Source organism: Kitasatospora sp. NPDC090308 (genome assembly GCF_044769485.1).
Lineage (GTDB): Bacteria > Actinomycetota > Actinomycetes > Streptomycetales > Streptomycetaceae > Kitasatospora > Kitasatospora fiedleri.
The window spans coordinates 495,339-521,136 of the sequence record NZ_JBIVXY010000002.1; the positions used below are offsets into that span (position 1 = coordinate 495,339).

Here is a 25,798-nt window from a genome sequence, read left to right on the forward strand (position 1 = left end):
GCGGCGGACGACGGGCGGCGGCGGACGACGGGCGGCGGGGGTCAGCCGGTGACCGGGGCCGCCCCCGTCGCCTGGGCGAGCAGTTCCTCGTACGCGGCCGGGTCGGTGGTGTGCTCGCCCAGGCGGACGGTCTTGCGGGTGCCGTGGTAGTCGCTGGAGCCGGTGGTGAAGAGGCCCAACTCGGCCGCCAGGGCGCGCAGCCGGGCCCGGGTCGGCTCGTCGTGGTCGACGTGGTCGACCTCCAGGCCGCCCAGGCCGGCCGCCGCCAGCCCGGCGATCACCGCGTCCGACACCGTCCGCCCGCGCTTGACCGCCCCCGGGTGCGCGAACACCGGCACCCCGCCCGCCGCCCGCACCAGCCGGACCGCCGCCACCGGGTCGGTCTCGTGCTTGCGGACGTCCGCCCGCCCGCCGTTGGCCAGCCACTCGGGCGTGAACGCGTCCGAGACGCTCGCCACCACGCCCGCCTCCACCAGCGCCGAGGCGATGTGCGGACGGCCCACCGAGCCCTCGCCCGCGATCCGCTCCACCTGCTCCCAGCTGATCGGCGCGCCCAGCTCCCGGCAGCGCTCCACGATCGCCCGCCCGCGCCGGAACCGGTCGGTGCGCACCAGCTCCCGCTCGGCCGCGAAGGCCGGCTCCGCCGGGTCGAACAGGTACGCCAGCAGGTGCATGCTGATCCCGTCCACCTGGCAGGACAGCTCCGCGCCCGGCACCAGCACCAGCCCCGTCCCGGCCACCGCGGCCGCCGCCGCCCCGTACCCGGCCACCGTGTCGTGGTCGGTCAGCGCCACCACGTCCAGCCCGGCGGCCACCGCGTTGGCCACCAGCTCGGCGGGGGAGTCGGTGCCGTCCGAGGCATTGCTGTGGGCGTGCAGATCGATACGCATGCCGCCCAGGATAGGGAGCGGCCCTAGCCCAGCAGGCGCGGGGTGAGCGCCCCGCAGGGCAGCAGGCCCAGTTCGGCGCCCGCGTCGCGCAGGTCGGTCAGCACCAGCTCGTCGTGCATCAGCAGCGCCGACTGCTCGGGCCAGGCGATCGCCCACAGCCACAGGCCGCGCGCCTCGCCGACGTACACCGCGCGGTCGTCCGGCGCGCCCGGGACGTGGAACATCGGGGTCGGGCGGCCCGCCGCCATCAGCTTGGCGTCGGCCGGCTTGTACAGCGCCACCGAATCGCCCGGGTCCGGCCCGTCCAGCCCGGCGTACCGGGCGCCCAGACCGATGCCCGGCTCCTCGGCCACCAGCACCAGCTCGCCGAACCCGCCGAGCGGCGCCGGGCCGGAGCAGGCGACGGCGGTGGCCCGGGCGCCCGACAGGTCGTCCCCGGCGTGCGCGATCCCGGTGAACAGCCAGCCCACCGGCAGCGGCCAGGGCAGCCAGACGGGCACCTGCGAGCGGTTCACCGCGACGTTCAGCGCCTCGATGCTCGGGGGCAGCACCGGCTGCATCGGGTGCACGGCACCGTGCAGATCGCACTGCCAGGTGTCGGAGAAGAGGCCGGGGGCGCGGACCCGACCGGCGCACCTCGGGCAGCTTGGCTCGCCCCTCATAACCGACAACGGTCCTCCCTCCGGACAGCTGCGTCAAGGACGATCACCCGTAAGGAGTGCGTCACGAGCCGCCCCCGGCAACGGCCCGGGTCCGGCTCAGGTGATGTCCCGGGCGGGGCGCCGCCAAACCCCCGCAGGTCGCGGGCCCCGAACAGACTGACGCCCCGTCATCCCAGGGATCTCCTGCGGTGACGGGGCGTCAGCCGGGTATCGGAACGTCGGACGACTCGGAGGTCGGTCCGCGTCCGCTCACACGGCCTTGCACGGCCGGATGTACAGGCGTTCGCCGGTCTGTGCGGCGGCCTTCAGGTACTCGGAGACGGTCTCCGCGTCGGCGATCAGCCGATCGCTCTCCGTTCCCGCGTGATCCAGACGGAGGATCTCGAAACGCATGGGCCTCTCCCTTCCCGTCCTCGGGCTCCGAGGCGGACTCGGCCGACGGTCGGCCACCAGGCGGTGGCTCGTCGGCGTTGGCTGGGTCGGACGTCCGGCAGGTGCGGTCACCCGTCGCTCCCCCCACTCTCAAGCAGGACTCGATCAGCGGCACTTTCCCTTGCGGCACTGGAGGGAGGCTGCGATGCCTCGATGACTCATCGTGCCGCGACGCTGCTTCCCGGCGGTTGCCCGCCGGTAAATCCGTGGTTTCGGCAGCCGGAGGAGGGTGCGGCGGCCGGAGGGTGTTGATCCCGGACAAAATCAAATATTACCCGAGCTAACGATTCTTGTCGCGCGAAAACCGGGGCCGACTTCTGAGCGGCTGTCAGGAGGCCCGCCCGTGGCCCGGAACCGGCCGGAAGAACCGGCCGGTCAGCGCCCCGCCGCCGCGGCCCCGCTCAGGCGGACCAGAACGCGGCCAGCGCCGCCGCCGTCTCGGCCGGCCGCTCCGCGTTCGGGGAGTGCCCCGCCCCGGCCACCGTCCGCCGCACCGCGCCCAGCCGCCGGGCCATCCGCGACTGCTCCTCGACCGGCCAGGCGTAGTCCCGCTCGCCGGACAGCACCAGCTTCGGCAGCGCCACCGCCGCCAGCTCGTCCACCCGGTCCGGCGCCGCGACCAGGTGCGCCGCCGCCGCCCGCAGCGCCTGCGGGCGGTTCGCCAGCCAGCGGCGGTGCAGGAAGTCCGCGATCTCCGGGTCCAGCGGCGGCACCCGCTCGCCCTCCAGCTGCCGCATCACCTGCCAGATCGACTCCAGGTCCATCGAGTCCAGCGCCGTCAGCAGCAGCCCGGTCCGGACCGCCTCCGCCGCGTCGATCGCCCCCGGCCCGGTCGACACCAGCGCCAACGACGCCCACGGCAGCTCCTCCGGCGCCGCCAGCACCGCCTCCCGGACCACCTGGCCCCCGAACGAGTGCCCCAGCAGGTGCACCGGTCCCTCCACCCCCAGCCCGGCCGTCACCGCCCGCACGTCCGCCCCCAGGGCCCGGACCGCGTACGCCGCCGGGTCGTCCGGGCCGCCGGACTCGTACTGGCCGCGCTGGTCCACCGCGACCGTCCGGAACCCCGCCTCCGCGAGCGGCTCCAGCAGCGCGATGAAGTCCTCCTTGCTGCCGGTGAACCCCGGCACCAGCACCGCCGTCCCCCGCACCGCCCCCGCCGGCTCGCCCCACAGCGCGGCCAACCCCGCCACCCGGACCGCCCGCACGCACGACGGCAACTTCAAGAACGGCGGCGTACTCATCCGCTGCGGCCCCTCATCTCCGGCTCACCCGACACCGGGCTCAGCCTACGGCGGCGGGACGGCGACGGGACGGCGGGCGCGAGCGGGAACCCGCGGGGCGCGGGAACGCCGCAGGGGAGGGGCGGCCCGTGCGGCCGGCCCTCCCCTGCGGGGTGGTGCGGTTGCTTCCCGACTACTTCTCGACGGCCTTCCGGGTCCGGCGCGGGGCCGGGATCTCCTCGGCGGTGGTGGCCGTGGCCTTCTTGACGGCCCGCTTCCGGGGAGCCGGAGCCTCTTCGGCCGCGGGGACCGCCTCGACGGCGGCGACGGCCTTCTTCACGGCCCGCTTGCGCGGCGCCGGGGCGGCGGCCTCCTCGGCCGGGGCGGCCGTGGCCTTCTTGGCGGCCCGCTTGCGCGGCGCCGGAGCCTCCTCGGCGGCCGGGGCCGCCTCGACGGCGGCGGCCGCCTTCTTGGTGGTGCGCTTGCGCGGCGCCGGGGTGTCCGTCTCCTCGGTGACGGCGGCGACGGCCTTCTTGGCGGCCCGCTTCCGGGGAGCCGGGGCTTCCTCGGAGGCGGGGGCCTCGACGGCGGCGGCCGCCTTCTTGGTGACCCGCTTGCGCGGAGCCGGAGCCTCCTCGACGGCGGCCGGGGCCTCGGTGGTGGCCGGGGTCTCGGCGGGGGCCGGGGTGTCGACGCTGGTGGTGGCCTTGCGCACGGCCCGGCGACGCGGAGCCGGGGCGGCTGCCACCTCGGCGGCGGGCGCCTCGACGGCGGCCGGAGCCGCCACCGGAGCCTCGGCGGGGGCCTGGGGCTCGATGGTGGTGGTGGCCTTGCGCACGGCCCGGCGACGCGGAGCCGGGGCGGCTGCCACCTCGGCGGCCGGGGTCTCGGTGGCGGCCGGGGTCTCGGCGGGGGCCGGGGTGTCGACGCTGGTGGTGGCCTTGCGCACGGCCCGACGGCGCGGGGCCGGAGCGGCTGCCACCTCGGCAGCCGGAGCCTCGACGACGGCCGGAGCCGAGGCCGGAGCCGCGACCGGAGCCGCGAGGGCGGCCGGGGCCGCCACCGGGGTCGCGGCGGGGGCCCGCTTGGCGGTCCGCTTGCGCGAGGCCGGGGCGGTCGCCGACTCCTCGGGGGAGCTCACCAGGGAGGTGATCGGCTTGCGGACGGCCCGCTGCTGCGGCTTCCGGGAGCGGATCACGGGCTCGGCGGCGACCGGCGCCTCGACGGCGGCGGGTGCCTCCGCGGTGGCGGGCGCCGCGGCGACGGCGGTGGTCTCGGCCACCGGCTCCGCCCGGTGGGCGCGCTTGCGCGGGGTGCGGGCGGGCGCCTCGACGGCGGCGGCCTCGACGGCCGGAGCCACCGGAGCGGCCACGGCCTCGGCGGTCTCCACCGCCACCTCCGCCGCCTCCACGGTCTCCGCGGACGCGGACGCGCCGCCCCGGCGGTTGCGGTTGCGGCGGCGCGAGCTGCGGCCCTCCACCGGGACGGCCGCGGGGCCGGTGCCGGTGGCGGCGGGCTGCTGCTGCTCGACGGCCTGGGTCTCGGGGGCCACGGCGCCGACGGCGTCGACCGCGCCGCTGCCGCCACGGGTGCGGCGGCGCTCGCGGGAGCGGCGGGACGGCCGCTCGGCGGGAGCCGGGGTCTCGGGGGCGGCGCTCCGCCCACCGCGGACGTCCCGGCCCTCCCGGCTGTCCCGGCCCTCCCGGCTGTCCCGAGCGTCTCGGCTGTCCCGGCCGTCCTTGGCGTCCCGCCCGCCGCGACCGCGCTGGCCGCGTCCGCCGGTCTCGCCGAGGTCCTCGACCTCCTCGGCGGCCAGGCCGGCCCGGGTGCGCTCGGAGCGCGGCAGGACGCCCTTGGTGCCGGGGGCGATGCGCAGCAGCTCGTACAGGTGCGGCGAGCTGGAGTAGGTCTCCTCCGGGTCGTTGAACGGCAGGTCCAGCGCCTTGTTGATGAGCTGCCAGCGCGGGATGTCGTCCCAGTCGACCAGGGTGACGGCGGTGCCCGAGGCGCCGGCCCGGCCGGTGCGGCCGATCCGGTGCAGGTAGGTCTTCTCGTCGTCGGTGCACTGGTAGTTGATGACGTGCGTGACGCCCTCGACGTCGATGCCGCGGGCGGCGACGTCGGTGCAGACCAGGACGTCGACCTTGCCGTTGCGGAAGGCGCGCAGCGCCTGCTCGCGGGCGCCCTGGCCGAGGTCGCCGTGCACCGCGCCGGCCGCGAAGCCGCGCTTGGTGAGCTGCTCGGCGACGTCGGCGGCGGTGCGCTTGGTGCGGCAGAAGATCATCGCCAGGCCGCGGCCGTCGGCCTGGAGGATCCGGGAGACCATCTCGACCTTGTCGAGCGAGTGCGCACGGAAGATGTGCTGCTCGATGTTGGCGACGGTGGTGCCGGTGTCGTCCGGCGCGGCGGCCCGGATGTGGGTGGGCTGGCTCATGTACCGGCGGGCCAGCGAGATGACCTGGCCGGGCATGGTGGCCGAGAAGAGCAGGGTCTGCCGCTTGGCGGGCAGCATGGTGATGATCTTCTCGACGTCCGGCAGGAAGCCGAGGTCGAGCATCTCGTCGGCCTCGTCCAGGACCAGCGCGCGGACCTTGGACAGGTCGAGCTTGCGCTGCCCGGCCAGGTCGAGCAGGCGGCCGGGGGTGCCGACCACGATGTCGACGCCCTTCTTCAGGGCCTCGACCTGCGGCTCGTACGCGCGGCCGCCGTAGACGGCCAGGACGCGGACGTCGCGGACCTTGCCGGCGGTCTGGAGGTCGTTGGTGACCTGGGTGCACAGCTCGCGGGTGGGCACCACGATGAGTGCCTGCGGGCCGTCGGAGAGCTGCTCGGCGGTGGCCCGGCCGGCGGCGACGTCGGCCTTGACCACGACCCGCTCGATCAGCGGGAGGCCGAAGCCGAGGGTCTTGCCGGTGCCGGTCTTGGCCTGGCCGATGACGTCGTGGCCGCTCAGCGCGACCGGCAGGGTCATCTCCTGGATCGGGAAGGGGTGGACGATGCCGACGGCCTCCAGGGCCTCGACGGTCTCCGGGAGGATCCCGAGGCCCCGGAAGGTCTGCTTGACGGGTTCAGTGGTGGTGGACAGGGTGCTGCCTCTTCCGTGTGGAGGGCCGAGTCCGACGCGTCCTGCCGTGCCCGGGCAGCCCCGTGCGGGGCGTGACGGGCGGGCGGCGCGGGGGAGGGCGTCCCGGTGACGGGTCGTGCGGCGCGCTGTCGGCGCGATCCGCGGCGGCCCTCGCTCGGCCTGATGCGGTGCCTGGGCCCGAGGCTCGGGCCAGGTCGGAGCCGATCGGGTCTCCGACCGGGCATCCGCGTACGTGAGCGCCGGGTGCTGCACCGGGCGGCGGGACGCCGCCGGGCGCGACTGAGAGCGGCCTGCCGTTGGACGGACGGGCCGCGCCGGTCTACACCTGGCCTCACCACCTACCATACAGTCAAGCGACGACTCGAACACGTGACGGCGGCTACTCCGACCGGCCGCGCCCGGGTGGCGGGGCGCCCGGCGGGCGGATCCGGCGGGCGGGCGGGAGCACTAAGGTCGTCGGCATGGAGACTCAGGAACCCGGTGAGGGCCCCACCGACTCGATCGGCCCCTGGGCGGCCCGGGCCGCCGACCCGCAGTACCGGGCGGCCGTGCTGGACCTGCTCGGCGCCCTCGCGTACGGCGAGCTGAGCGCCTTCGAGCGGCTGGCCGAGGACGCCAAGTTCGCGCCCGGCATCACCGAGAAGGCCGCGCTGGCCCGGATGGCCTCCGCCGAGTACCAGCACTTCCAGCTGCTGCACGACCGGCTGGCCGAGGTCGGCGCCGACCCGGTCGCGGTGATGGAGCCGTTCGTCGAGCCGCTGGAGAACTTCCACCGGATGACCGCCCCGTCCGACTGGCTGGAGGGCCTGGTCAAGGCGTACGTCGGCGACGCGATCGCCACCGACTTCTACCGCGAGGTGGCCGTCCGGCTCGACGACGACACCCGGGACCTGGTGCTGCGGGTGATGTCCGACACCGGGCACGCCGAGTTCGCGGTCGAGCGGGTGCGGCAGGCGATCGCCGAGGACCGGCGGGTCGGCGGGCGGCTGGCGCTGTGGGGGCGGCGGCTGATGGGCGAGGCGCTCAGCCAGGCGCAGCGGGTGGTCGCCGAGCGCGACGCGCTGTCCAACCTGCTGGTCGGCGGGGCCGAGGTGCGCGGCTTCGACCTGGTCGAGGTCGGCAAGATGTTCAACCGGATCACCGAGACCCACACCAGGCGGATGGCGGCGCTGGGCCTGGCCTCCTGAGCGGGCGGCGCCCCCGGCCGCTCAGCCGTGCCGGTGCCGGCCGCGGGGCAGCAGGTCCGGCCGGGCGGGCAGCGACACCAGCAGCACCGCCGCCGCGGCGGAGAGCAGCAGCTGCACCGGCGGCAGCTGCCCGTCCATCACGTAGCCGCTGATCCGGCCGCCCAGCACCGCGGCCACCAGCGCGGTGCCGACGGGCAGCGCGCGCGGGCCCGGGAACAGCTCGGGCCGGACCATGAGGGCGCCGAAACCGACGGCCAGTCCGATCAGCGCGAACGCGGTCGTCTCCCACACGGCTGCCTCCCGGGGCGTTCGATGCTGCGGCAGCACTCCGCCTACCCGCCCTCGCCCGCCGGTACGCACAGCACGGCGCCCCGTCCCCCGGGCGGGGGACGGGGCGCCGTGACGCGGGCTCAGAGCGTGCCGAAACCGACCTTGCGGACGGACGGCTCGCCGATCTCGACGTACGCGAGCCGCTCGGAGGGCACCAGCACCCGGCGGCCGTGCTCGTCGACCAGGGTGAACAGCTTGCTGGTGCCGTCCAGGGCCTTGGCGACCGCGTCCGCGACCTCTTCGGCAGATTGCGCGCTCTCCAGGACGATCTCCCGGTTCGCGTTCTGCACCCCGATCTTGACCTCCACGGCTTCCGTCCCTCCGGTAGCTGGCCGCGCGCCCCCGACCGCGGTTCGCGGTGGGCGCGCCCTACGGGCATCACCTTAAGGCAGCAACCCGGCCGGGAGGCGAAGGTCGGGGGCCGGTCCGCTCAGGGCCGAATCCGGCGGTCAGTCGGACTGCTCGGCCGAACCGTCCTGGGAACCCTCCTGGGAACCCTCCTGGGAGGGGTGCATCGGGAAGCCCTTCAGGCCGCGCCAGGCCAGGCTGGCGACCAGCCGGACGGCCTCCTCGCGCGGGATCTCGCCGTCCTGGGTGAGCCAGTACCGGGCGGTGATCTGGGCCAGGCCGCAGACGCCGACCGCGAGCAGCTTGGCCTCGGCCTCGGGCAGGTCGGTGTCCTCGGCGATCACCTTGGAGACCAGGGTCGCGCTCAGGTCGGTGGCCCGGTCGACCCGCTCGCGCACCGCCGGGTCGTTGGTCAGGTCCGACTCGAAGACCAGCCGGAACGCGCCGGACTCGCTGGAGACGTAGTGGAAGTACGCCTCCATGGTGGCGGCGACCCGCTGCTTGTTGTCGTTGGTCGCCTCCAGGGCGGCCCGGGTGCCGTCGACCAGCGCGTCGCAGTGCTTGTCGAGCAGCGCGAGGTAGAGCTCCAGCTTGCCCGGGAAGTGCTGGTAGAGCACCGGCTTGCTGACGCCGGCCCGCTCGGCGATGTCGTCCATGGCGGCGGCGTGGTAGCCCTGGGCGACGAACACCTCCTGGGCGGCTCCGAGCAGTTGTTCACGGCGGGCGCTTCGCGGCAGGCGGGCACCGCGCGGGCGCTCCTGCGCCTCTTGGATGGCCGTCACGGCGCTCCTCACTTCTCACTTCACGGTCCGCGGTGGGACTGGACAGGTGATTGATTCTACTTTTCGGTAACCCGCGCGTGCGCGGGTAAAGCCGAGTAAAGCGCACAACCGCCCTTGTCGGGAGCCCACAATACGACCCGGACCTGGACTGTCCACAGGTCGAGACGGGCTCGTGACGGGGGCAGTACGGCCCCGTGACCGGCCGTGGTGACCGGTCCCCGTCACTACCATCGTGCTCCATGAGCGCCTCCCAGCACCCCCTCGCCGCCCTGGAGCCGCACCGCACCGTCCGGGTGCCCGGAGCGGAGCTGGCCGTCAGCCGACACTGCGAACCCCGGGAGGGCCTGCCGCCCGCCCTGTTCGTGCACGGTCTCGGCGGCTCCGCCGACAACTGGCTCGAACTCCTCGACCAGCTCGCCGACGACGTCGACGGCGAGGCCGTGGACCTGCCCGGCTTCGGCCACTCCGCCCCGCCGCTGGACGGCAACCTGACCCTCTCCGGGCACGTCCGGGCAGTCATCGGGTACCTGGAGGAGACCGGGCGCGGGCCGGTCCACCTGCTCGGCAACTCGCTCGGCGGCGCGGTCGCCGTCCGGCTCGCCGCGCTCCGGCCCGACCTGGTGCGCAGCCTCACCCTGATCTCCCCGGCGCTGCCCGAGCTGCCCCCGCAGCGCACCGCCTGGTCCACCGGCCTGCTGGCCCTGCCCGGCGTCGCCGAGCTGATCCGCCGCCGCAGCCGCGGCGCCGACCCGGAGAGCGCCACCGCCGACCTGCTGCGCCTGGTCTACGGCGACCCGGCCGGCATCCCCGCCCACCGCCGGGCCCGGGCGGTCGACGAGTACCGCCGCCGCGCCGCCCTCCCCTACTCCCTGGGCGCGCTGACCGGGTCCGCGCGCGGCATCGTCAGCGCCTACACCGAGCGCGGCGGGCAGGCGCTGTGGCGGCAGGCCGAGCAGGTCACCGCGCCGGTCCTGCTGGTCTACGGGCTCAGGGACAAGCTGGTCTCCTACCGCTCCGCCCGGCGGGCCTGCGCCGCGTTCCGGGACGCCCGGCTGCTGGTGCTGCCCGACTCCGGGCACGTCGCGATGCTGGAGCACCCCGAGCCGGTCGCCCGCGCGGTGCGGGAGCTGCTCGCGGAGGCCGACGGGCGCGGCTGAGCGCCGACCGGCGGGGCCGCGCCCGGCGCACGCGGGGCGCACCGGGCGCGCGGAACGCGGCGGAAGGCCGAAAACGGAACGGGGACGCGCGAGGTCACGGGCGTTCACTCGATGGTGTGGCAAGCCGGGCCGGGCCCCTAGGGGGCCCGGCCCGGCGCTCTACCGTCGTGTTGTCGGACCGAACAGGTGTGGGGGGCGAGACGGCGAGGGCGGCGGCCGCGGGGAGCGGACACCGGCCGGACGGCCGTCGAGCACGGACGCACTCCCCTGTGTCGTAGGGCCGCGAACCCAGTCGAAACGCTCTGCTCTGGAGGCGTCGTGCGCATCGCTCTGCTCACCGAGGGCACCCTCACCACCGCACAGCGTGGCGGAGGGGGCTGGTGCGGCCGCCTGGTCGACGGCCTGCCCGAGCACGAGTTCCGGCTCTACCGGCTGCTGCCCGCCGACCGCCAGGCCCCGCCCAGCGGCGTCCGCGGCCTGCACGGCGTCCACGAACTGCCGATGTGGGGCCGCCGCCCCGCCGGGCGCGGACCGACCGCGCTGCGCCGCCGGGCGTACCTCAAGGCGTACGAGGAACTCGTCCGCGCCCTGGTGATGCCCGGCGAGCGGGCCGGGTTCGGGCCCGCGCTGTACCGGCTGGCCGCGCTCGGCCGGGAGGACGAGGCGCTGCCCGCGTTCCTCGCCTCCGGCCACGCGCACCGCGTCCTGGAGCGGACCTGGCGGATGCCCGGCGCCGACACCGCCGGCGGCCAGCCGCTGGTCTGCGACGTGCTGGTCGCCGCCGACCTGCTGGAGCAGTGCCTGCGGCCGCTGTCCGCGCCCTGGTACGGCACCGGCCCGGCCGGGCTCGGCGGCGCCGACCTGTGCCACGTGGTCGGCGGCGGACCGGCCGCGCTGCCCGCGCTGGTCGCCCGCGACCTGCACGGCGTCCCGTTCGTGGTCACCGAGCACGGCCTGCACCTGCGCGAGCAGTACCGCGGCTACCGCAGCGCCCCCTACCGCTGGCCGGTGCGGGCCCTGCTGCTGTCCTTCTTCCGGCAGCTCACCGAGGAGACCTACCGGCAGGCCGCCGTGCTCACCCCCGGCAGCGAGTACGACCGGCGGTGGCAGCAGCGCTGCGGCGGCGACCCGGCCCGCACCCGGATCGTCCACGAGGGCACCACCGCCACCACCCGGCCCGCCGCCGGGGCCGAGCCCGAGGCGCCGACGCTGGTCTGGGCCGGCGCGCTGGAGCCCGGCCGCGACCCCGAACTGATGCTGCACGCCTTCGCCCGGGTCCGGGCCGAACTGCCCGCCGCCAGACTCCGGATGTACGGCGAGGAGGGCGCGCCCGGCTACCTCGCGCACTGCACCGCGATCGCCGGGCGGCTCGGCGTCGCGGACGCCGTCGAGTTCGCCGGACGGCCCGGGACGTCCGCCGAGGCGTGGGAGTCCGGCAGCGCCGTGGTGTTCAGCGCGCTCGCCCAGCGCAGCCCCCGCCCGCTCGCCGACGCCATGCTCAGCGGCCGGGCGGTGGTCGCCACCGAGGTCGGCGTCGCCCGCGAGGTGCTCGGCCCCACCGGACTGCTGGTGCCGCCGCGCAGCCCGCGCGCCCTCGCCGCGGCCTGCCTGGCCCTGCTCACCGACCACGAACGGCGCTCCCGGCTCGGCCTGGCCGGCCGGCTGCGGGCGCAGGAACGCTTCGCCGTGGAACCCGTGGTCGGCGCGTTCCGCGAGGTCTACCTCGACCTGGTCTCCCGCTACCCCGCCTTCCCGGCCCGCCCCGGCGCCCCGGTCCGGCCGTTCGCCCGCCCCGCCGAGTACTGGGTGGCCGGGGCCAATGGCGGGGAGACCCCGCTGCCGACCGTGCCGGTCGTGCCGACCCCGGCCGAGCGGTCCGCGCGGCCCGAGCGACCCGCGCGGGCCGCCGCCGGACCCGCCCTCGCGGAGGCACTGTGACCGGCACACCCGCCGACCCCGTCCGCGAACTCCTGGACGCCAACCGGGACTTGTGTGAGCAGGCGGTCGACCCGCTGGAGATCGCCGCCGCCCTGGAGGACTCCGGCCTGGCCGCCGACGGCGCCACCCGCTACCGGCACGCCGACGTGTTCGGCCTCGCCGAGGAGCTGTACGCCCGGGTGCCCCGCCGCCCGCCCGCCCGCGAACCGCTCCCGCCCGCCGCACCGCTGCGCACCCTGCCGCTCACCGCCCTGCGCACCGCCGCCGCCCACCTGCTGCCGCTGCTGCCCGCGACCACGCTCGGCGGGGTGCCCGGCGGGGCGCTGGCGGTGCTGCTCGGCGCGGGCGCGGGGGCCGCGCTGGCGGAGCGGCCGGACGGTGGGCCGGGGCGGCGGAAGGGGCGGGGCCGGGGCCGGGGTGGCCGGGGGCCGGACGGCGGCGGCCCGGACGACGGCCGGGGCCTGACCGGCCGGGAGCGGGGCGGCGGTGGCGAGCCGGACCGGGAGCCGGCGCGGGGCGCGTTCCCGTGGGCCGCGCTCGGACAGGGCGCCGGAACCGGGCTGCTGCTGGCGCTGCTCGCCGCCGCCGCGCCCGGGGCCGCGCCCGCCGCCGCGTTCGGCGCGGCGGGGGCCGGATGGGCGGCGGCCTGGCTGCGCCGGTTCGGTCAGCGGCAGGGCGGGGCCGCCACGCTGGGGGAGTTCCGCTCCCGGCTGCGGTTCGCGCTGCCGCTGGCCGTGCTGGCGCAGCTGGCCGTCCTCGCCGCGCTCGGCTGGGCCCTCGCCGACGGCGCGCCCGCCACCGGCCCGGCCGCGCTGCTGGTGCTCGGCGTCCTGCCGCTGCTGGCCGCCGTGGTCCGCGACGCGGGCCGTCCGGGCACCGCCGCGGTCGCGGTCCTCACCGCCGCCGCCGGGGCCGCCGTCCTGGCCCTGCCCGGCCCCGCGCACTGGCTGGACGCCTCCCCGTCCGGCGGCCTCTCGGCCGCGGCCCTCGGGCCCGCCCTGCTGCTGGCCGGCCGCGCCTGGCCCCCGTCCACGAGGCCGGGGGCGTACCGGTGAGGGCCGTTCCGGCGGCGGGCGGCCCCGCCGGGGCCGCGACCGGCGGCCGGGCCCGGAAGCGGTCGGGGGCCCGGCGTGGGGCCGCGGTCCCGGGCCGGGAGCCGTGGGGCGCCCGTCGTGGGGCCGGTGCGGCCGGTCGGGCCCGGGCCGCGCGGCTTCGGGCGGCGGCTGTCGGCCGGGCCCGGGTCGTCGCCGTCGTCCGGGCCCGGCGGTCGTCGGGTGCCGGTGATCCGGCTGCCCGGGCCGCGCGGCTTCGGGCGGTGCGCGCTCCGGGGCGGTGGGCCGGCCGGTGTGTCGATCAGATCTCGTTCCGCCCGGCGGTCGCCGGGCCTGAGGGAAGGACTTGGACCCGATGAGGGTGCTGCTGCTGGGGGCCGACGGGTTCATCGGCCGGCGGGTGGCCGATCGGCTGCTGGCGGAGGAGGGGCTTCAGGTGACCGTGCTGGGCCGGGGCGATTCCGCCGACATCCGGTTCGACCTGGCCGCGGGGAGTCCGGGCGCGCTGGCCCGGTTCCTGGACGCGGTCGCCGCGCAGGTGGTGATCAACTGCGCGGGTGCCACGTACGGGACGTCGCGGACCCTGATCCGGTCCAACACGCTCGCGGTGGCCACGGTCTGCGAGGCGATCCGGCGCAGCCGGGAGCCGGCCCGGCTGGTGCACGTGGGCTCGGCGGCCGAGTACGGTCCGGCGCAGCCGGGCGGGCCGATCCCGGAGAGCGCGGAGCCGCGTCCGGTCGGTCCGTACGGGGTGTCGAAGCTGGCGGGCACCGAGCTGGTGCTGAACTCGGGGCTGGACGCGCTGGTGCTGCGGGTGTTCGACGTGGTCGGGCCGGGGGCGCCGACGGCCTCGCTGTTCGGGCGGCTGGCGGAGGGCCTGCGGCGGGCGCTGGAGCAGGAGGAGAGCCAGGTGCGGATGCCGGACCTGTCCGGCTACCGGGACTTCGTGGACGTCCGGGACGTGGCCCGGGCGATCCAGGCGGCGGCGGTCTCGGCCGCCACCGGGGTGATCAACATCGGCTCCGGCCACGCCGTCCGGGCCCGGGACGCGGCGCACCTGCTGGTGCGGGCGTCCGGCTTCGAGGGCACCGTCACCGAGGACGCCCGGCAGGTGGTGCTGCCCGCGCAGCAGGCGGGCGCGGAGGGGCTGCGGGCCGCGGAGGCGCGGGCGGTGGTGGAGCCGGTGCAGTGGCGGCAGGCGGACGTCCGGACCGCCCGGGACCGTCTCGGATGGCGGACGCAGGTGCCGCTGGAGGAGTCCCTGGGGGACGTCTGGCTGGAGACCGCCTGCCGGGTGTGAACCGGAACGGCCGGGCCTGACCAGGGGGTTGGCCCGGGGAGCCGAGGTCTCGGCATCCGGTGCGGCGCATCTCACCCACTGGACCCGCTGTCTTGGAATACCCCGGGCACGTGACACTGTTGGCGTAGTCGAACAGAACCTGACGACCATCGGAGTCCCCGTGTCGCTGCCACCCCTGGTCGAGCCCGCCGCCGAGCTCACCGTCGAAGAGGTCCGCCGGTACTCCCGCCACCTGATCATCCCCGACGTGGGCATGGACGGGCAGAAGCGGCTGAAGAACGCCAAGGTGCTGTGCGTCGGCGCCGGCGGCCTCGGGTCCCCGGCCCTGATGTACATGGCCGCGGCCGGTGTCGGCACCCTCGGCATCGTCGAGTTCGACACGGTCGACGAGTCGAACCTGCAGCGCCAGATCATCCACGGCCAGTCCGACATCGGCCGGTCCAAGGCCGAGTCCGCGCGCGACTCGGTCAAGGAGATCAACCCGCTGGTCGAGGTGGTCCTGCACGAGGAGCGCCTGGACAACGACAACGTGATGGAGATCTTCTCCGGCTACGACCTGATCGTCGACGGCACGGACAACTTCGCCACCCGGTACCTGGTGAACGACGCCGCGGTGCTGCTCGGCAAGCCGTACGTCTGGGGTTCGATCTACCGCTTCGACGGCCAGGCCAGCGTGTTCTGGGCCGAGCACGGCCCCTGCTACCGCTGCCTCTACCCGGAGGCCCCGCCGCCGGGCATGGTCCCGTCCTGCGCCGAGGGCGGCGTGCTGGGCGTGCTGTGCGCCTCGATCGGCTCGATCCAGGTCAACGAGGCCATCAAGCTGCTGGCCGGGATCGGCGAGCCGCTGGTCGGCCGGCTGATGATCTACGACGCCCTGGAGATGCAGTACCGCTCGGTGAAGGTCCGCAAGGACCCGAACTGCGCCGTCTGCGGCGAGAACCCGACGGTCACCGAGCTGATCGACTACGAGTCGTTCTGCGGCGTGGTCTCGGAGGAGGCCAGCGCGGCGGCGGTCGGCTCGACGATCACCTCCAAGCAGCTCAAGGAGTGGATCGACAACGGCGAGCCGATCGACATCATCGACGTCCGCGAGGTCAACGAGTACGAGATCGTCAGCATCCCGGGCGCCCGCCTGATCCCGAAGAACGAGTTCCTGATGGGCAACGCCCTCCAGGACCTGCCGCAGGACAGGCGCATCGTGCTGCACTGCAAGACCGGCGTGCGTTCCGCCGAGGTCCTCGCGGTCCTCAAGTCCGCGGGCTTCGCGGACGCGGTGCACCTGGGCGGCGGCGTGATCGGCTGGGTCAACCAGATCGAGCCGGAGAAGCCCGTCTACTGACGGGCCCGTGCCCTCCGCGCAACCGCCCGGTCGGGGATGCGTCCCCCGGCCGGGCGGTTCCGTGCGTCCAGGGCCCCTCCGGGCCCCGCGAACCAGGTGCCCTCCGGGCCCCGCACATGGGGCCGGGCCCTAGAGGGCGTTCCTGCGGTGCAGGACGTTGTAGGCGACCCAGCCCGGGATGACCGGGAGCCAGAAGGTGAGCAGCCGGTAGAGGAAGACCGCCGGGGTGGCCGCGGTGGCGGGGACGCCGGCCACGGTCAGGGCGGTGATCAGGGCGATCTCGACCGGGCCGATGCCGCCCGGGGTGGGGATCGCGGAGCCGGCCGCGTTCGCGGTGAGGAAGACCACGGCCACGGCCGCGTAGGTGACGTTGGCGCCGCCGCCGAACGCGTGCACGGAGGCGTCCAGGCAGGCGGTGAAGGAGAGCGTCAGCAGGAGGATGCCGCCGAAGCCGGTGATCAGCTTGCGGGGGGTCTGCATCAGGTCGAGCATCCGCGGGATCACGCCGAACAGCAGGGAGCGGACCCGGGTCACCACGAAGCGGCGCAGCGGGCCGACCGCGGCCACCACCAGGGCCAGCACGGCCGCGGTGAGGACGCCGATGATGACGGCCCGGGAGGCGCCGAGGTCGCCGTTGGTCTGGGAGCCGGTGATCAGGCCGAAGGCGAACAGCAGCAGCAGGTGGCCGCCGAGGCCGGCCAGCTGGGAGGCGCCGACCGAGGCGACGGCCTGGACCGGGCGGATGCCGGCCTTCTGCAGGTAGCGGGTGTTCAGGGCGATGCCGCCGACCGCCGCCGGGGCGACCAGCTTCACGAAGGAGCCGGCCAGCTGGGCGGCGACGGTGCGCCAGAACGGGAGCTTCTCCGGGACGAAGCCGGTCAGGCTCATCGCGGCGGCCACGTACGAGAACGCCGAGGCGGCCAGCGCGACCGAGGCCCAGGCCCAGTTCATCTGGGAGACCTTGAACTGGTCCGGCCGGATGGTGGTCAGGGCCAGGTAGGCGGCGAAGGTGAGCGCCACCACCATGATCAGTGTCTTGGGCTTGAGGCGCTCCAGCTTGGCGGGCTCCAGCGGGGCCTCCGGGGCGATCTGCAGGATCTGCGCCCGGATCCGGGCCAGCAGGTCCTCGCCGGCCTGGGCGATGTCCTCCTCGGCCTGCTGCTGGGTGCGCTCCCCGGCGGCGACCTGCCGGAGGGCCAGCGCCTGGGCGGCGGCCTTGCGCTCCTTGGTCATCCGCTGGAGGTCGCCGCGGGTCTGCCGGCTCAGGCCGACGGGCTGCAGCAGCGGCAGCGCCTCGGCGATCCGGGTCGGGCCGAGGACGGCGGTGGCGACGGCCACCGCGCGCTCCGGGCCGATCCGCAGGGCGAAGGTGGTGATCAGCTGGGCGACGTCGATGCGCAGGGTCAGGTCGCCGGCCGCGATGTCGCCGCCGGAGAGGTTGACCAGGCAGCCGGTCTGCTCGTCGACCACCAGCAGCGACTCGCCGGTGAGCCGGCGGTGCGCGATCCGGCGCTCGTGCAGGGTGGCCACGGACTTCCAGAACGAGGCCATCACCGCGTCGGTGACCTCCGCGTCGGCCAGGTCGTCCAGCGTCCGCCCGGCCACGTTCTCGTAGACCAGGATCGCGGCGTCCGGGCCCAGCTCGGAGGTGGCGACCAGCTGCGGGGCGCGGGCCCCGGAGGCGGCCGCCGCGTACGCGATCAGGGCCTCCTGCTCCAGCGCCTGGCGCAGTGACTGGGGGCTGCGGCGGACCGCGACGGAGCGCAGCCGCAGCCGCCGCCAGGCGCGGTAGAAGAAGCCGGACGCCTGCTGCTCGCGGTCGATGATGTGCACGTCCAGCAGCGGGCCGGTCTGCTGGGTGACCAGGTAGCGGCGGGTGCCGCCGGGCGCGGGCGGGGCCAGGTGCGCGGCGGACGGGACGAAGCCGACCTTGCGCAGGCCGATCATCAGGTGCTGCCCGGTGGGGCGGATGTTCGGCGAGCCGATCGCGTACAGCGTGCCGTACGCCACCGACCAGCCGATCAGGACGGTCAGCACCAGGGAGAGCGGGGTGGTGTTGCCGTTGATCAGCTCGGCGGCGCCGGAGAGGATCACCACCACCCACAGGGCGACCCGCCAGCGCGGGCGGCTCGACATGCCGACCGCCGTCATGTAGGCGATCACCGGCGCCAGGTAGCCGTGCACCGGGTCGGTGAGCGTGTCGCTGCCGGGGGAGCTCTGGGTCAGCGCGTTGCGGATCTCCTCGGGCGCGCTGGCGGCCACCCACCAGTCGACGCCCAGCGAGACGCCGTACGCCAGCACCGAGGCGAGCACGCCGTCGGCGACCCGCAGGCCGTCGCGTTTGATCAGCCGCTCGACGGCGAAGGCCAGCGGCACGGTCAGCACCGCGACCGAGGACACCAGCGCGGAGATCTTGGACAGCACGCCGGGGATGCGGTTGGCGTTGACCGTGATGTCGTTCTCGATGCCGGTGGTGGTGGAGACCGCCACCTGCGCCAGCACGAACACCGCGATGATGCCGAACAGCCCGGCCAGGAAGCGCAGCAGGTCGGACGGCCGGTGCGCGCGCGGGGCGAGCAGCGGCTCGTCGACGGCCAGGTACTCGCCGGCCGGTTCCTCGGCGGGCTGGTCCTCGCCCGGGCCGTAGGGGCCGTCCGCCCCGCCGGGGCCGTAGGGCTCGTCCGGCGGCCCGTCCGGTCCGTAGGGCTCGTCCGGCCCGTCCGGCGGCCGGTCCGGCCCGCCGTCCGGCGGCAGCTGTGCGGCCACCGCTTCCTCCCCCGTGTGGTGCGCGTCCCGTGCCCGGTGGCGCAGGTCGACCGGTGGGGCGGCGGGGCCCCGCGCGGCGGAACCGTCGGTGGCGGGCTGCTCGGAGCCCTCGTCCACGTTCAATTCCGCCGTCCCGGTCATCTGGTCTTCGTCCTGGTGTGTCGCACTGCCCCGAAGATGCTGCCATGCCCGCCACCCGGGCGCGGTCCAGGGGCGGCATCCCGCGCGCCGGGTCGCCCGCACGGGGTGCTGGAAATCGACCGGATGGGGAAGAATGCGTCGGATGACCGAGCCCGAGGACGTCCCCGAGATCCCGCCGTACGCCGAGGCCGTGCTCGACCTCGCCGAGCGCATCCCGCCCGGCCGGGTGATGACGTACGGGGACGTCGCCGAGTACCTGGGCCGCGGCGGTCCCCGGCAGGTCGGCCGGGTGATGGCGCTGTACGGGGCGCCGGTGCCCTGGTGGCGGGTGATCCGGGCGGACGGGCGGCCGCTGCCCGGCCACGAGCACCGGGCGCTGCCCGAGTACCGGTCCGAGGGCACCCCGCTGCGCACCGTCGGCGGCGAGCCGCGGGTCGACCTGCGGGCCGCCCGCTGGGACGGAGGGGCCTGACCGGGAGAGGTGCGCCGGAGGGGTCTGTGGGTGCAGGATCGTAGGCTCGTCGGGCGAGCCCGCCTCCCGGCCCGCCGCCGAACCGCCCGAACCGCCTGAACCGCCGTACGACCCTGGACCGCAGTGACCTCACCGTTCCGCCTGGTGCGCAGCCCCCTCGCCCAGCCCGACCCGCCCCAGCTGGACTCCTTCCAGCAGGCGGTGGTCGAGCACGCGTCGGGGCCGCTGCTGGTGCTCGCCGGGCCCGGCACCGGCAAGACCACCACGCTGGTCGAGGCGGTCACCCGGCGGGTCGCCGACGGCACCGCGCCCGAACGCGTCCTGGTGCTGACCTTCAGCCGCCGGGCCGCGATGGAGCTGCGCGACCGGATGACCGCCCGGATCGGCGCCACCGCCCCGCAGGCCACCACCTTCCACTCGTTCTGCTACGCCCTGCTCCGCGCCCACCAGGCGCCCGAGGAGTACGCCGAGCCGCTGCGGCTGCTCTCCGGCCCCGAGCAGGACGTGATGGTCCGCGAGCTGCTGGCCGGCGGCGCCGAGGACGCGAGGGCGGGCGCCGGCACCATCGACTGGCCGCTCGACCTGCGGGCCTGCCTGACCACCCGCGGCTTCGCCGACGAGGTGCGCGCCGTGCTCGCCCGCAGCCGCGAGCTGGGCCTGGGCGAGGCGGAGCTGGAGCGCTTCGCCCGGGGCGTGCAGCGCCCCGACTGGGCCGCCGCCGCGCACTTCCTGGCCGAGTACCTGGACGTGCTGGACCTGCGCGGCGTGCTGGACTACGCCGAGCTGGTGCACCGCGCCGTGCTGCTCGCCGAGCGCCCGGACGTCGCCGCCGGGCTGCGCGGGCGCTACGACGCGGTGTTCGTCGACGAGTACCAGGACACCGACCCGGCCCAGGTCCGGCTGCTGCAGCGGCTGGCCGGCGGCGGCCGGGACCTGGTCGCGGTCGGCGACCCCGACCAGTCGATCTACGCCTTCCGCGGCGCCGACGTGAACGGCATCCTGGAGTTCCCGCACGCCTTCCCGCGCGCCGACGGCAGCCCCGCCGAGGTCAAGGTGCTGCGGGTCTCCCGGCGCTCCCGGCCGGTGCTGCTGGCCGCCTCCCGGGAGCTGGCCCGCCGGATGCCGATGGGCCGGCTGCCCGCCGACAAGCTCGCCGCGCACCGCGCCCTGCTGCCCTCCGCGGCCGGCCACGGGCGCGAGGGCGGTGCCGTCGAGGTGTACACCTACCCGACGCCCGGCGCCGAGCTCGACTCGGTCGCCGACCTGCTGCGCCGCGCCCACCTGGAGGACGGCGTGCCCTGGGGCGAGATGGCCGTGCTGGTCCGGGCCGGGTCCCGGACCATACCGGCGGTGCGCCGCGCGCTGACCGCCGCCGGCGTCCCGCTGGAGATCGACGGCGACGACCTGCCGCTGCGCGAGGAGAGCGCCGTCGTCCCGCTGCTGCTCGCCCTGCGGGTGTGCGCCGAGGGCCCCGGCGCGCTCACCGCGGACCTCGCGCACACCCTGCTCACCGGCCCGCTCGCCGCCCTGGACGGCTCCGACCTGCGCCGCCTCGGCCGCACCCTGCGCGAGGAGGAGCGCCGGGCGCTGGCCGCCGAGGGCACCCCCGGGGTGGTCCGCCCCGCCGAGGAGCTGATCCGCGAGGCCCTGGAGCAGCCCGAACTGCTCGCCCTGCTGGCCGCCCCCCACGCCCGCCGCGCGTACGAGCTGGGCACGCTGCTGCGCAAGGTCCGGGAGCTGCTGGCCGGCGGCGCGAGCGCCGAGGACGCGCTGTGGGAGCTGTGGGACGGCTCCCGGCGCTGGCGCGAGCGGCTGGAGCGGGCCGCCCTGCGCGGCGGCCCCGCCGGGCGCAACGCCGACCGGGACCTGGACGCGCTGTGCGCCCTGTTCGAGACCGCGGCCCGCGCCGAGGAGCGGGTCACCGGCCACCGCGGCGCGCTCGACCTGCTCGCCGAGGTCGAGGCCCAGGACATCGCCGCCGACACCCTGCACGTGCGCGCGGTGCGCCCCGACGCCGTCCGGCTGATGACCGCGCACCGCTCCAAGGGCCTGGAGTGGCGGCTGGTCGTCGTCGCCGGCGTCCAGGAGGGCCTCTGGCCCGACCTGCGCCGCCGCGGCTCGCTGCTGGAGGCCGACCGGATCGGCCGCGACGGCCTGGCCGAGCCGCTGTCGGCGGGCGCGCTGCTCGCCGAGGAGCGCCGGCTGTTCTACGTCGCCGCGACCCGGGCCAAGGACCGGCTGGTGGTCACCGCCGTCAAGGCCCCGGCCGAGGACGGCGACGAGCCCTCCCGGTTCCTGCGCGAGCTCTACCGCGAGACGCTCGACCCGCGCACCGGCAAGGTGCTGGAGCGCACCCCGCCGGTCAGGGTCGCCGACGTCACCTCCCGGCCGCGCCGCCCGCTGTCGGTGCCCGCGCTGGTCGCCGAGCTGCGCGCCGTCACCGTCGACCCGGCCCGCTCCCCGCAGCTGCGCCGGGCCGCCGCCGAACGGCTCGCCACCCTGGCCGCCGCCCTGGACGAGGAGGGCCGCCCGCTCGTCCCCGCCGCCCACCCCGACCAGTGGTGGGGCCTGGACGACCCCACCGCCGCCCCGCAGCCGCTGCGCGAGCCCGGGCAGCCCGTCGGACTCTCCGGCAGCGGCCTGGAGCAGCTGGAGTCCTGCTCGCTCCAGTGGTTCCTGGAGAAGGACGTCAAGGCGGGCACCACCGCCTCCGCCGCCCAGGGCTTCGGCAACGTGGTGCACGCCCTCGCCGACGAGGTCGGCTCCGGCCGCACCCCCGCCGACCTGGCCGTCCTGATGGAGCGCCTGGACACCGTCTGGGACGCGCTGGCCTTCGACGCGCCGTGGAAGTCCGCCCAGGAGAAGGGCGAGGCCCGGGCCGCCCTGGAGCGCTTCCTGCGCTGGCACGTGCTGGAGCGCGGGCGCACCACCGTCGCCACCGAGCACGGCTTCGACCTGACGCTGGACGTCGGCGGCGTCGCGGTGCGCGTCCGCGGCTCGATGGACCGGGTGGAGACCGACGCCGCGGGCCGCGCCTACGTCGTCGACTTCAAGACCGGCAAGCAGGTCCCGACCGACAAGTCGCTGCCCGAGCACCGCCAACTCGCCGTCTACCAGCTGGCGGTGGGCAACGGCGCGCTCGACTCGCTGCCCGGCTTCGAGCACGGCGCCACCCCCGGCGGGGCCGAGCTGGTGCACCTGCGCGAGCCCGCCAAGGGCGACCCGGAGGCCCCCAAGGTGCAGCGGCAGCTGCCCGAGGAGAGCACCCCCTGGATCGAGGACCTGCTGGTCACCACCGCCGGGAAGGTGCTCGCCGAGAGGTTCACCCCCACCGCGGGCGAGCGCTGCGGGCGCTGCTCCTTCCGCGGCAGCTGCTCCGCGCAGCGGGACGGGCGGCATGTCGTCGACTGAGCCGCTCCGGCACCCGGCCCAGCTCCGCGACCTGCTCGGCATCCCGTTCAACGACGAGCAGGTGGCGGCCCTCGGTGCGCCCATGGAGCCCGGCGTGATCGTGGCCGGCGCGGGCTCCGGCAAGACCACCGTGATGGCCGCCCGGGTGGTCTGGCTGGTCGGCTCCGGCGCGGTCCGCCCCGAGCAGGTGCTCGGCCTGACCTTCACCAACAAGGCGGCCGGCGAACTCGCCGAACGCGTCCGCGCCGCCCTGCTGCGGGCCGGGGTCCGCGCGGCGGACGAGGACGCCCTCGGCGAACCGCAGGTCTCCACCTACCACGCCTTCGCCGGCACCCTGCTCAAGGAGCACGGCCTGCGCCTGGGCATCGAACCCGACGTCCGGCTGCTCGCCGACGCCACCCGCTTCCAGCTCGCCGCCCGGGTCCTGCGCCAGGCCCGCGGCCCGTTCCCGGGGCTCACCGGCACCTTCAGCGCGCTGGTCGCCGAGATCATCGCGCTGGACTCCGAACTCGCCGAGCACCTGGTCGAGCCCGCGCGGCTGCGCGCGTACGACCAGGAGCTGCTCGACCGGCTGGCCACCGTCAAGCTCTCCAACGAGGACCTGCGGGCCGTCCCGAAGGCCGCCCGCGGCCGGCAGGAACTGCTGCAGCTGGTCGAGGACTACCGGGCCCGCAAGCAGAGGCTCGGCCTGCTCGACTTCGGCGACCAGATCGCCGCCTCCGCCCGGCTGGCCCAGCAGCGCCCCGAGGTCGGCCGGCTGCTGCGCGAGCAGTACCGGGTGGTGCTGCTGGACGAGTACCAGGACACCTCCGTCGCCCAACGCCTCATGCTGGCGGGCCTGTTCGGCGGCTCCGCCGGGGCCGGGCACCCCGTCACCGCGGTCGGCGACCCCTGCCAGGCGATCTACGGCTGGCGCGGTGCCTCGGTCGCCAACCTGGACGACTTCCCGCGGCACTTCCCGCGCGCCGACGGCGGCCCGGCGCACCGCTTCTCGCTCAGCGAGAACCGCCGCAGCGGCGGCCGGCTGCTCGACTTCGCCAACGAACTCGCCGCCCCGCTGCGCGAGATGCACGAGGGCGTGGCGGCGCTGCGCCCGGCCCCCGGCGCCGAGCTCGACGGCTACGCCCGCGTCGCGCTGCTGCCCACCCACGCCGAGGAGGTGGACTGGCTGGCCGACTCGATCGCCCACCTGGTGCGCACCGGCACCGCGCCCGGCCGGATCGCGGTGCTCTGCCGGGCCGGCGGCTCCTTCCCCGACCTGCACGCCGCGCTGGTCGCCCGGCAGGTCCCGGTCGAGGTGGTCGGCCTCGGCGGGCTGCTGCAACTCCCGGAGGTGGCGGACCTGGTGGCGGTCTGCGAGGTGCTCCAGGACCCGACCGCCAACGCCGCCCTGGTCCGCCTGCTGATCGGCCCGCGCTGGCGCACCGGCCCGCGCGACCTGGCCCTGCTCGGCCGCCGGGCCGCCGAGCTCGTCCGCACCGCCCGCCCCGGCGAGCAGGACCCGCTGGCCGCCGCCGTGGCCGGGACCGACCCGACCGAGGTGGTCTCGCTGGCCGACGCGCTGGAGACCTTCGTCGACGCCGAGCAGCCCGACGACCTGCCGTTCTCGCCCGAGGCGCGGGTCCGCTTCGCCCGCTTCGCCCGGGAGATCCGCGAACTGCGCCGGGCGCTGGCCGAACCGCTGATGGACGTCCTGCACCGGGTGCTCACCGTCACCGGCCTGGAGGTCGAGCTCTCCGCCTCCCCGCTGGCGCTGGCCGCCCGCCGCCGCGAGACGCTGCACTCCTTCCTGGACATCGCCGCCTCCTTCGCCGACCTGGACGGCGACCCCGGCCTGGCCGCCTTCCTGGGCTTCCTGCGCGCCGCCCAGGAGTACGAGCGCGGCCTGGACGCCGGGCTGCCCGGCGGCGAGGACACCGTCAAGGTGCTCACCGCGCACAAGTCCAAGGGCCTGGAGTGGGACGTGGTCGCCGTCCCCGGCCTGGTCAAGGGGGGCTTCCCGTCCGGCCAGGGGCGCGAGCGCTGGACCTCCACCCGCCGGGTGCTGCCGCACGCCCTGCGCGGCGACGCCGCCACGCTGCCCGCCGACCCGGCCTGGGACGCCAAGGGGATGGGCCGGTTCAAGCAGGAGACGACCCGGCACGGCGCGGTCGAGGAACTGCGGCTCGGCTACGTCGCGTTCACCCGGCCGCGCTCGCTGCTGCTGGCCTCCGGGCACTGGTGGGGGCCGACCCAGAAGCGCCGCCGCGGGCCGTCGGAGTTCCTGACCGCGCTGCGCGCGCACTGCGAGCGGCCCGGCAACGGCGAGGTCGAGCACTGGGCCGCGGAGCCGGCGGAGGACGCGGAGAACCCCGCGTTCGACGTGTCGGTGGAGACCCCCTGGCCGCTGCCGCTCGACCCGACCGCCCAGCGCGCCCGCCGACGGGTCGCCCGGGTGGTGCGGCAGCGGCTGGCCGGCGCGCCCGCCCCCGGGCCGGAGCCGATGGGCGCCGAGGACCAGCGGCTGCTGGCCTCCTGGGACCGCGACCTGACCGCCCTGCTCGGCGAGTTGGAGCGCTCCCGGCGCACCGTCCGGGACGTCGGGCTGCCCGCCTCGCTGTCCGCCACCCAGCTGATGCGGCTGGCCGCCGACCCGGACGGCTTCGCCCGCGACCTGGCCCGCCCGATGCCCCGCCCGCCCGCGCCCGCCGCCCGCCGCGGCACCCGCTTCCACGCCTGGGTGCAGTCCCGCTACGACCAGCCGCTGCTGCTCGGCCCCGACGCGCTGCCCGGCCTGGAGGCCGAGGAGATCGAGGACGAGCGCGACCTGGAGCGGCTCAAGGAGGCGTTCCTGCGCGGCCCCTACGCCGGCCGCACCCCGTACCGGGTCGAGGCGCCCTTCCAGCTGGTGCTCGCGGGGCGGGTGGTGCGCGGCCGGATCGACGCGGTCTACCGGGACGCGGGCGGTGGCGCAGGGTCACCGCACTACGAGGTGGTCGACTGGAAGACCGGCCGGGAGGACTCCGGCGACCCGCTGCAGCTCGCCGTCTACCGGCTGGCCTGGGCCGAGCAGGCGGGCGTTCCGGTGGAGCAGGTCACCGCGTCGTTCTGCTACGTCCGCTCCGGCCGGATCGAAACCCCGTCAGGACTTCCCGGCCGAAAGGAGTTGAGCGATCTTCTGATCGGGAATAGGTAGAAAAGAGTCACTCAGAGCATCCAACCCGTCACGAGATCACGCGAAACCTGTGCGCCCTGCACGTTTCGTGCCTATTGTGGGGTCGGTAACCGGTCATCCCTCGTACTC

Annotated in this window: 18 protein-coding genes; 9 read left to right on the forward strand and 9 right to left on the reverse strand. The window is 76.1% G+C overall.

What is annotated here, in order from left to right:
* Window positions 1-41: 41 nt before the first annotated feature.
* The 5 genes from ACIQVD_RS06255 to ACIQVD_RS06275 all read right to left on the reverse strand — a co-directional run bounded on the left by ACIQVD_RS06255 (window position 42) and on the right by ACIQVD_RS06275 (window position 6,178).
* Window positions 42-890 (reverse strand): PHP domain-containing protein, encoded by an 849-nt coding sequence (locus tag ACIQVD_RS06255; protein WP_402286355.1) that lies wholly within the window; start codon window positions 888-890, stop codon window positions 42-44.
* Window positions 891-913: 23 nt separating this feature from the next.
* Window positions 914-1,552: a DUF6758 family protein gene (locus ACIQVD_RS06260; RefSeq protein WP_100836468.1), complete on the reverse strand. Its 639-nt coding sequence runs from the start codon at window positions 1,550-1,552 to the stop codon at window positions 914-916.
* 249 nt (window positions 1,553-1,801) lie between these two features.
* The gene (locus ACIQVD_RS06265; protein WP_199528104.1) at window positions 1,802-1,945 is read right to left on the reverse strand and encodes a hypothetical protein; all 144 of its coding nucleotides are present in this window, start codon (window positions 1,943-1,945) and stop codon (window positions 1,802-1,804) included.
* A gap of 440 nt (window positions 1,946-2,385) precedes the next feature.
* The gene (locus ACIQVD_RS06270; protein ID WP_402286359.1) at window positions 2,386-3,228 is read right to left on the reverse strand and encodes an alpha/beta fold hydrolase; all 843 of its coding nucleotides are present in this window, start codon (window positions 3,226-3,228) and stop codon (window positions 2,386-2,388) included.
* Window positions 3,229-3,400: 172 nt separating this feature from the next.
* Window positions 3,401-6,178 carry a DEAD/DEAH box helicase gene (locus tag ACIQVD_RS06275; RefSeq protein WP_402286362.1) on the reverse strand — a complete coding sequence of 926 codons (2,778 nt, stop codon included), beginning with the start codon at window positions 6,176-6,178 and terminating at the stop codon, window positions 3,401-3,403.
* A 575-nt stretch (window positions 6,179-6,753) separates the two neighbouring features.
* On the opposite strand from ACIQVD_RS06275, the gene ACIQVD_RS06280 reads away from it, so the two are divergent.
* On the forward strand, window positions 6,754-7,479 hold the full coding sequence (locus ACIQVD_RS06280; RefSeq protein WP_400682017.1) for a ferritin-like fold-containing protein: 726 nt from the start codon (window positions 6,754-6,756) through the stop codon (window positions 7,477-7,479).
* A gap of 21 nt (window positions 7,480-7,500) precedes the next feature.
* On the opposite strand, the gene ACIQVD_RS06285 is transcribed toward ACIQVD_RS06280, so the two are convergent.
* The 3 genes from ACIQVD_RS06285 to ACIQVD_RS06295 form a co-directional block, all read right to left on the reverse strand.
* A complete protein-coding gene (locus ACIQVD_RS06285; protein WP_400682016.1) occupies window positions 7,501-7,770 on the reverse strand; it encodes a hypothetical protein in 270 nt (89 codons plus the stop codon).
* A gap of 119 nt (window positions 7,771-7,889) precedes the next feature.
* Window positions 7,890-8,117, reverse strand: coding sequence for a DUF3107 domain-containing protein (locus ACIQVD_RS06290; protein WP_033251447.1), 228 nt, complete (start codon window positions 8,115-8,117; stop codon window positions 7,890-7,892).
* 141 nt (window positions 8,118-8,258) lie between these two features.
* Entirely contained in the window at window positions 8,259-8,939 is a 681-nt protein-coding gene (locus ACIQVD_RS06295) for a TetR/AcrR family transcriptional regulator (RefSeq protein ID WP_402286366.1), read from the reverse strand.
* A gap of 239 nt (window positions 8,940-9,178) precedes the next feature.
* On the opposite strand from ACIQVD_RS06295, the gene ACIQVD_RS06300 reads away from it, so the two are divergent.
* The 5 genes from ACIQVD_RS06300 (at window position 9,179) to moeZ (ending at window position 15,725) form a co-directional block, all read left to right on the forward strand.
* Window positions 9,179-10,096: an alpha/beta fold hydrolase gene (locus ACIQVD_RS06300; protein ID WP_402286369.1), complete on the forward strand. Its 918-nt coding sequence runs from the start codon at window positions 9,179-9,181 to the stop codon at window positions 10,094-10,096.
* 318 nt (window positions 10,097-10,414) lie between these two features.
* A complete protein-coding gene (locus ACIQVD_RS06305) occupies window positions 10,415-12,034 on the forward strand; it encodes a DUF3492 domain-containing protein (protein ID WP_402286371.1) in 1,620 nt (539 codons plus the stop codon).
* Window positions 12,031-13,089 carry a hypothetical protein gene (locus ACIQVD_RS06310; protein WP_402286373.1) on the forward strand — a complete coding sequence of 353 codons (1,059 nt, stop codon included), beginning with the start codon at window positions 12,031-12,033 and terminating at the stop codon, window positions 13,087-13,089. Before ACIQVD_RS06305 ends, ACIQVD_RS06310 begins: the two co-directional genes overlap by 4 nt.
* A 352-nt stretch (window positions 13,090-13,441) precedes the next feature.
* A complete protein-coding gene (locus ACIQVD_RS06315) occupies window positions 13,442-14,386 on the forward strand; it encodes an NAD(P)-dependent oxidoreductase (RefSeq protein ID WP_100836458.1) in 945 nt (314 codons plus the stop codon).
* 160 nt (window positions 14,387-14,546) lie between these two features.
* The gene (gene moeZ / locus ACIQVD_RS06320; RefSeq protein WP_400682007.1) at window positions 14,547-15,725 is read left to right on the forward strand and encodes an adenylyltransferase/sulfurtransferase MoeZ; all 1,179 of its coding nucleotides are present in this window, start codon (window positions 14,547-14,549) and stop codon (window positions 15,723-15,725) included.
* A gap of 129 nt (window positions 15,726-15,854) precedes the next feature.
* On the opposite strand, the gene ACIQVD_RS06325 is transcribed toward moeZ, so the two are convergent.
* On the reverse strand, window positions 15,855-18,632 hold the full coding sequence (locus tag ACIQVD_RS06325) for a lysylphosphatidylglycerol synthase domain-containing protein (RefSeq protein ID WP_402286376.1): 2,778 nt from the start codon (window positions 18,630-18,632) through the stop codon (window positions 15,855-15,857).
* Window positions 18,633-18,774: 142 nt separating this feature from the next.
* On the opposite strand from ACIQVD_RS06325, the gene ACIQVD_RS06330 reads away from it, so the two are divergent.
* The 3 genes from ACIQVD_RS06330 to ACIQVD_RS06340 all read left to right on the forward strand — a co-directional run bounded on the left by ACIQVD_RS06330 (window position 18,775) and on the right by ACIQVD_RS06340 (window position 25,690).
* Complete coding sequence (locus ACIQVD_RS06330) at window positions 18,775-19,104, forward strand: MGMT family protein (RefSeq protein WP_402286377.1); 330 nt, start codon at window positions 18,775-18,777, stop codon at window positions 19,102-19,104.
* Between the two features lie 123 nt (window positions 19,105-19,227).
* On the forward strand, window positions 19,228-22,515 hold the full coding sequence (locus tag ACIQVD_RS06335; RefSeq protein WP_402286379.1) for an ATP-dependent helicase: 3,288 nt from the start codon (window positions 19,228-19,230) through the stop codon (window positions 22,513-22,515).
* Complete coding sequence (locus ACIQVD_RS06340; protein ID WP_402286381.1) at window positions 22,502-25,690, forward strand: ATP-dependent DNA helicase; 3,189 nt, start codon at window positions 22,502-22,504, stop codon at window positions 25,688-25,690. The genes ACIQVD_RS06335 and ACIQVD_RS06340 overlap by 14 nt, the downstream gene beginning before the upstream one ends.
* Window positions 25,691-25,798 lie beyond the last annotated feature (108 nt).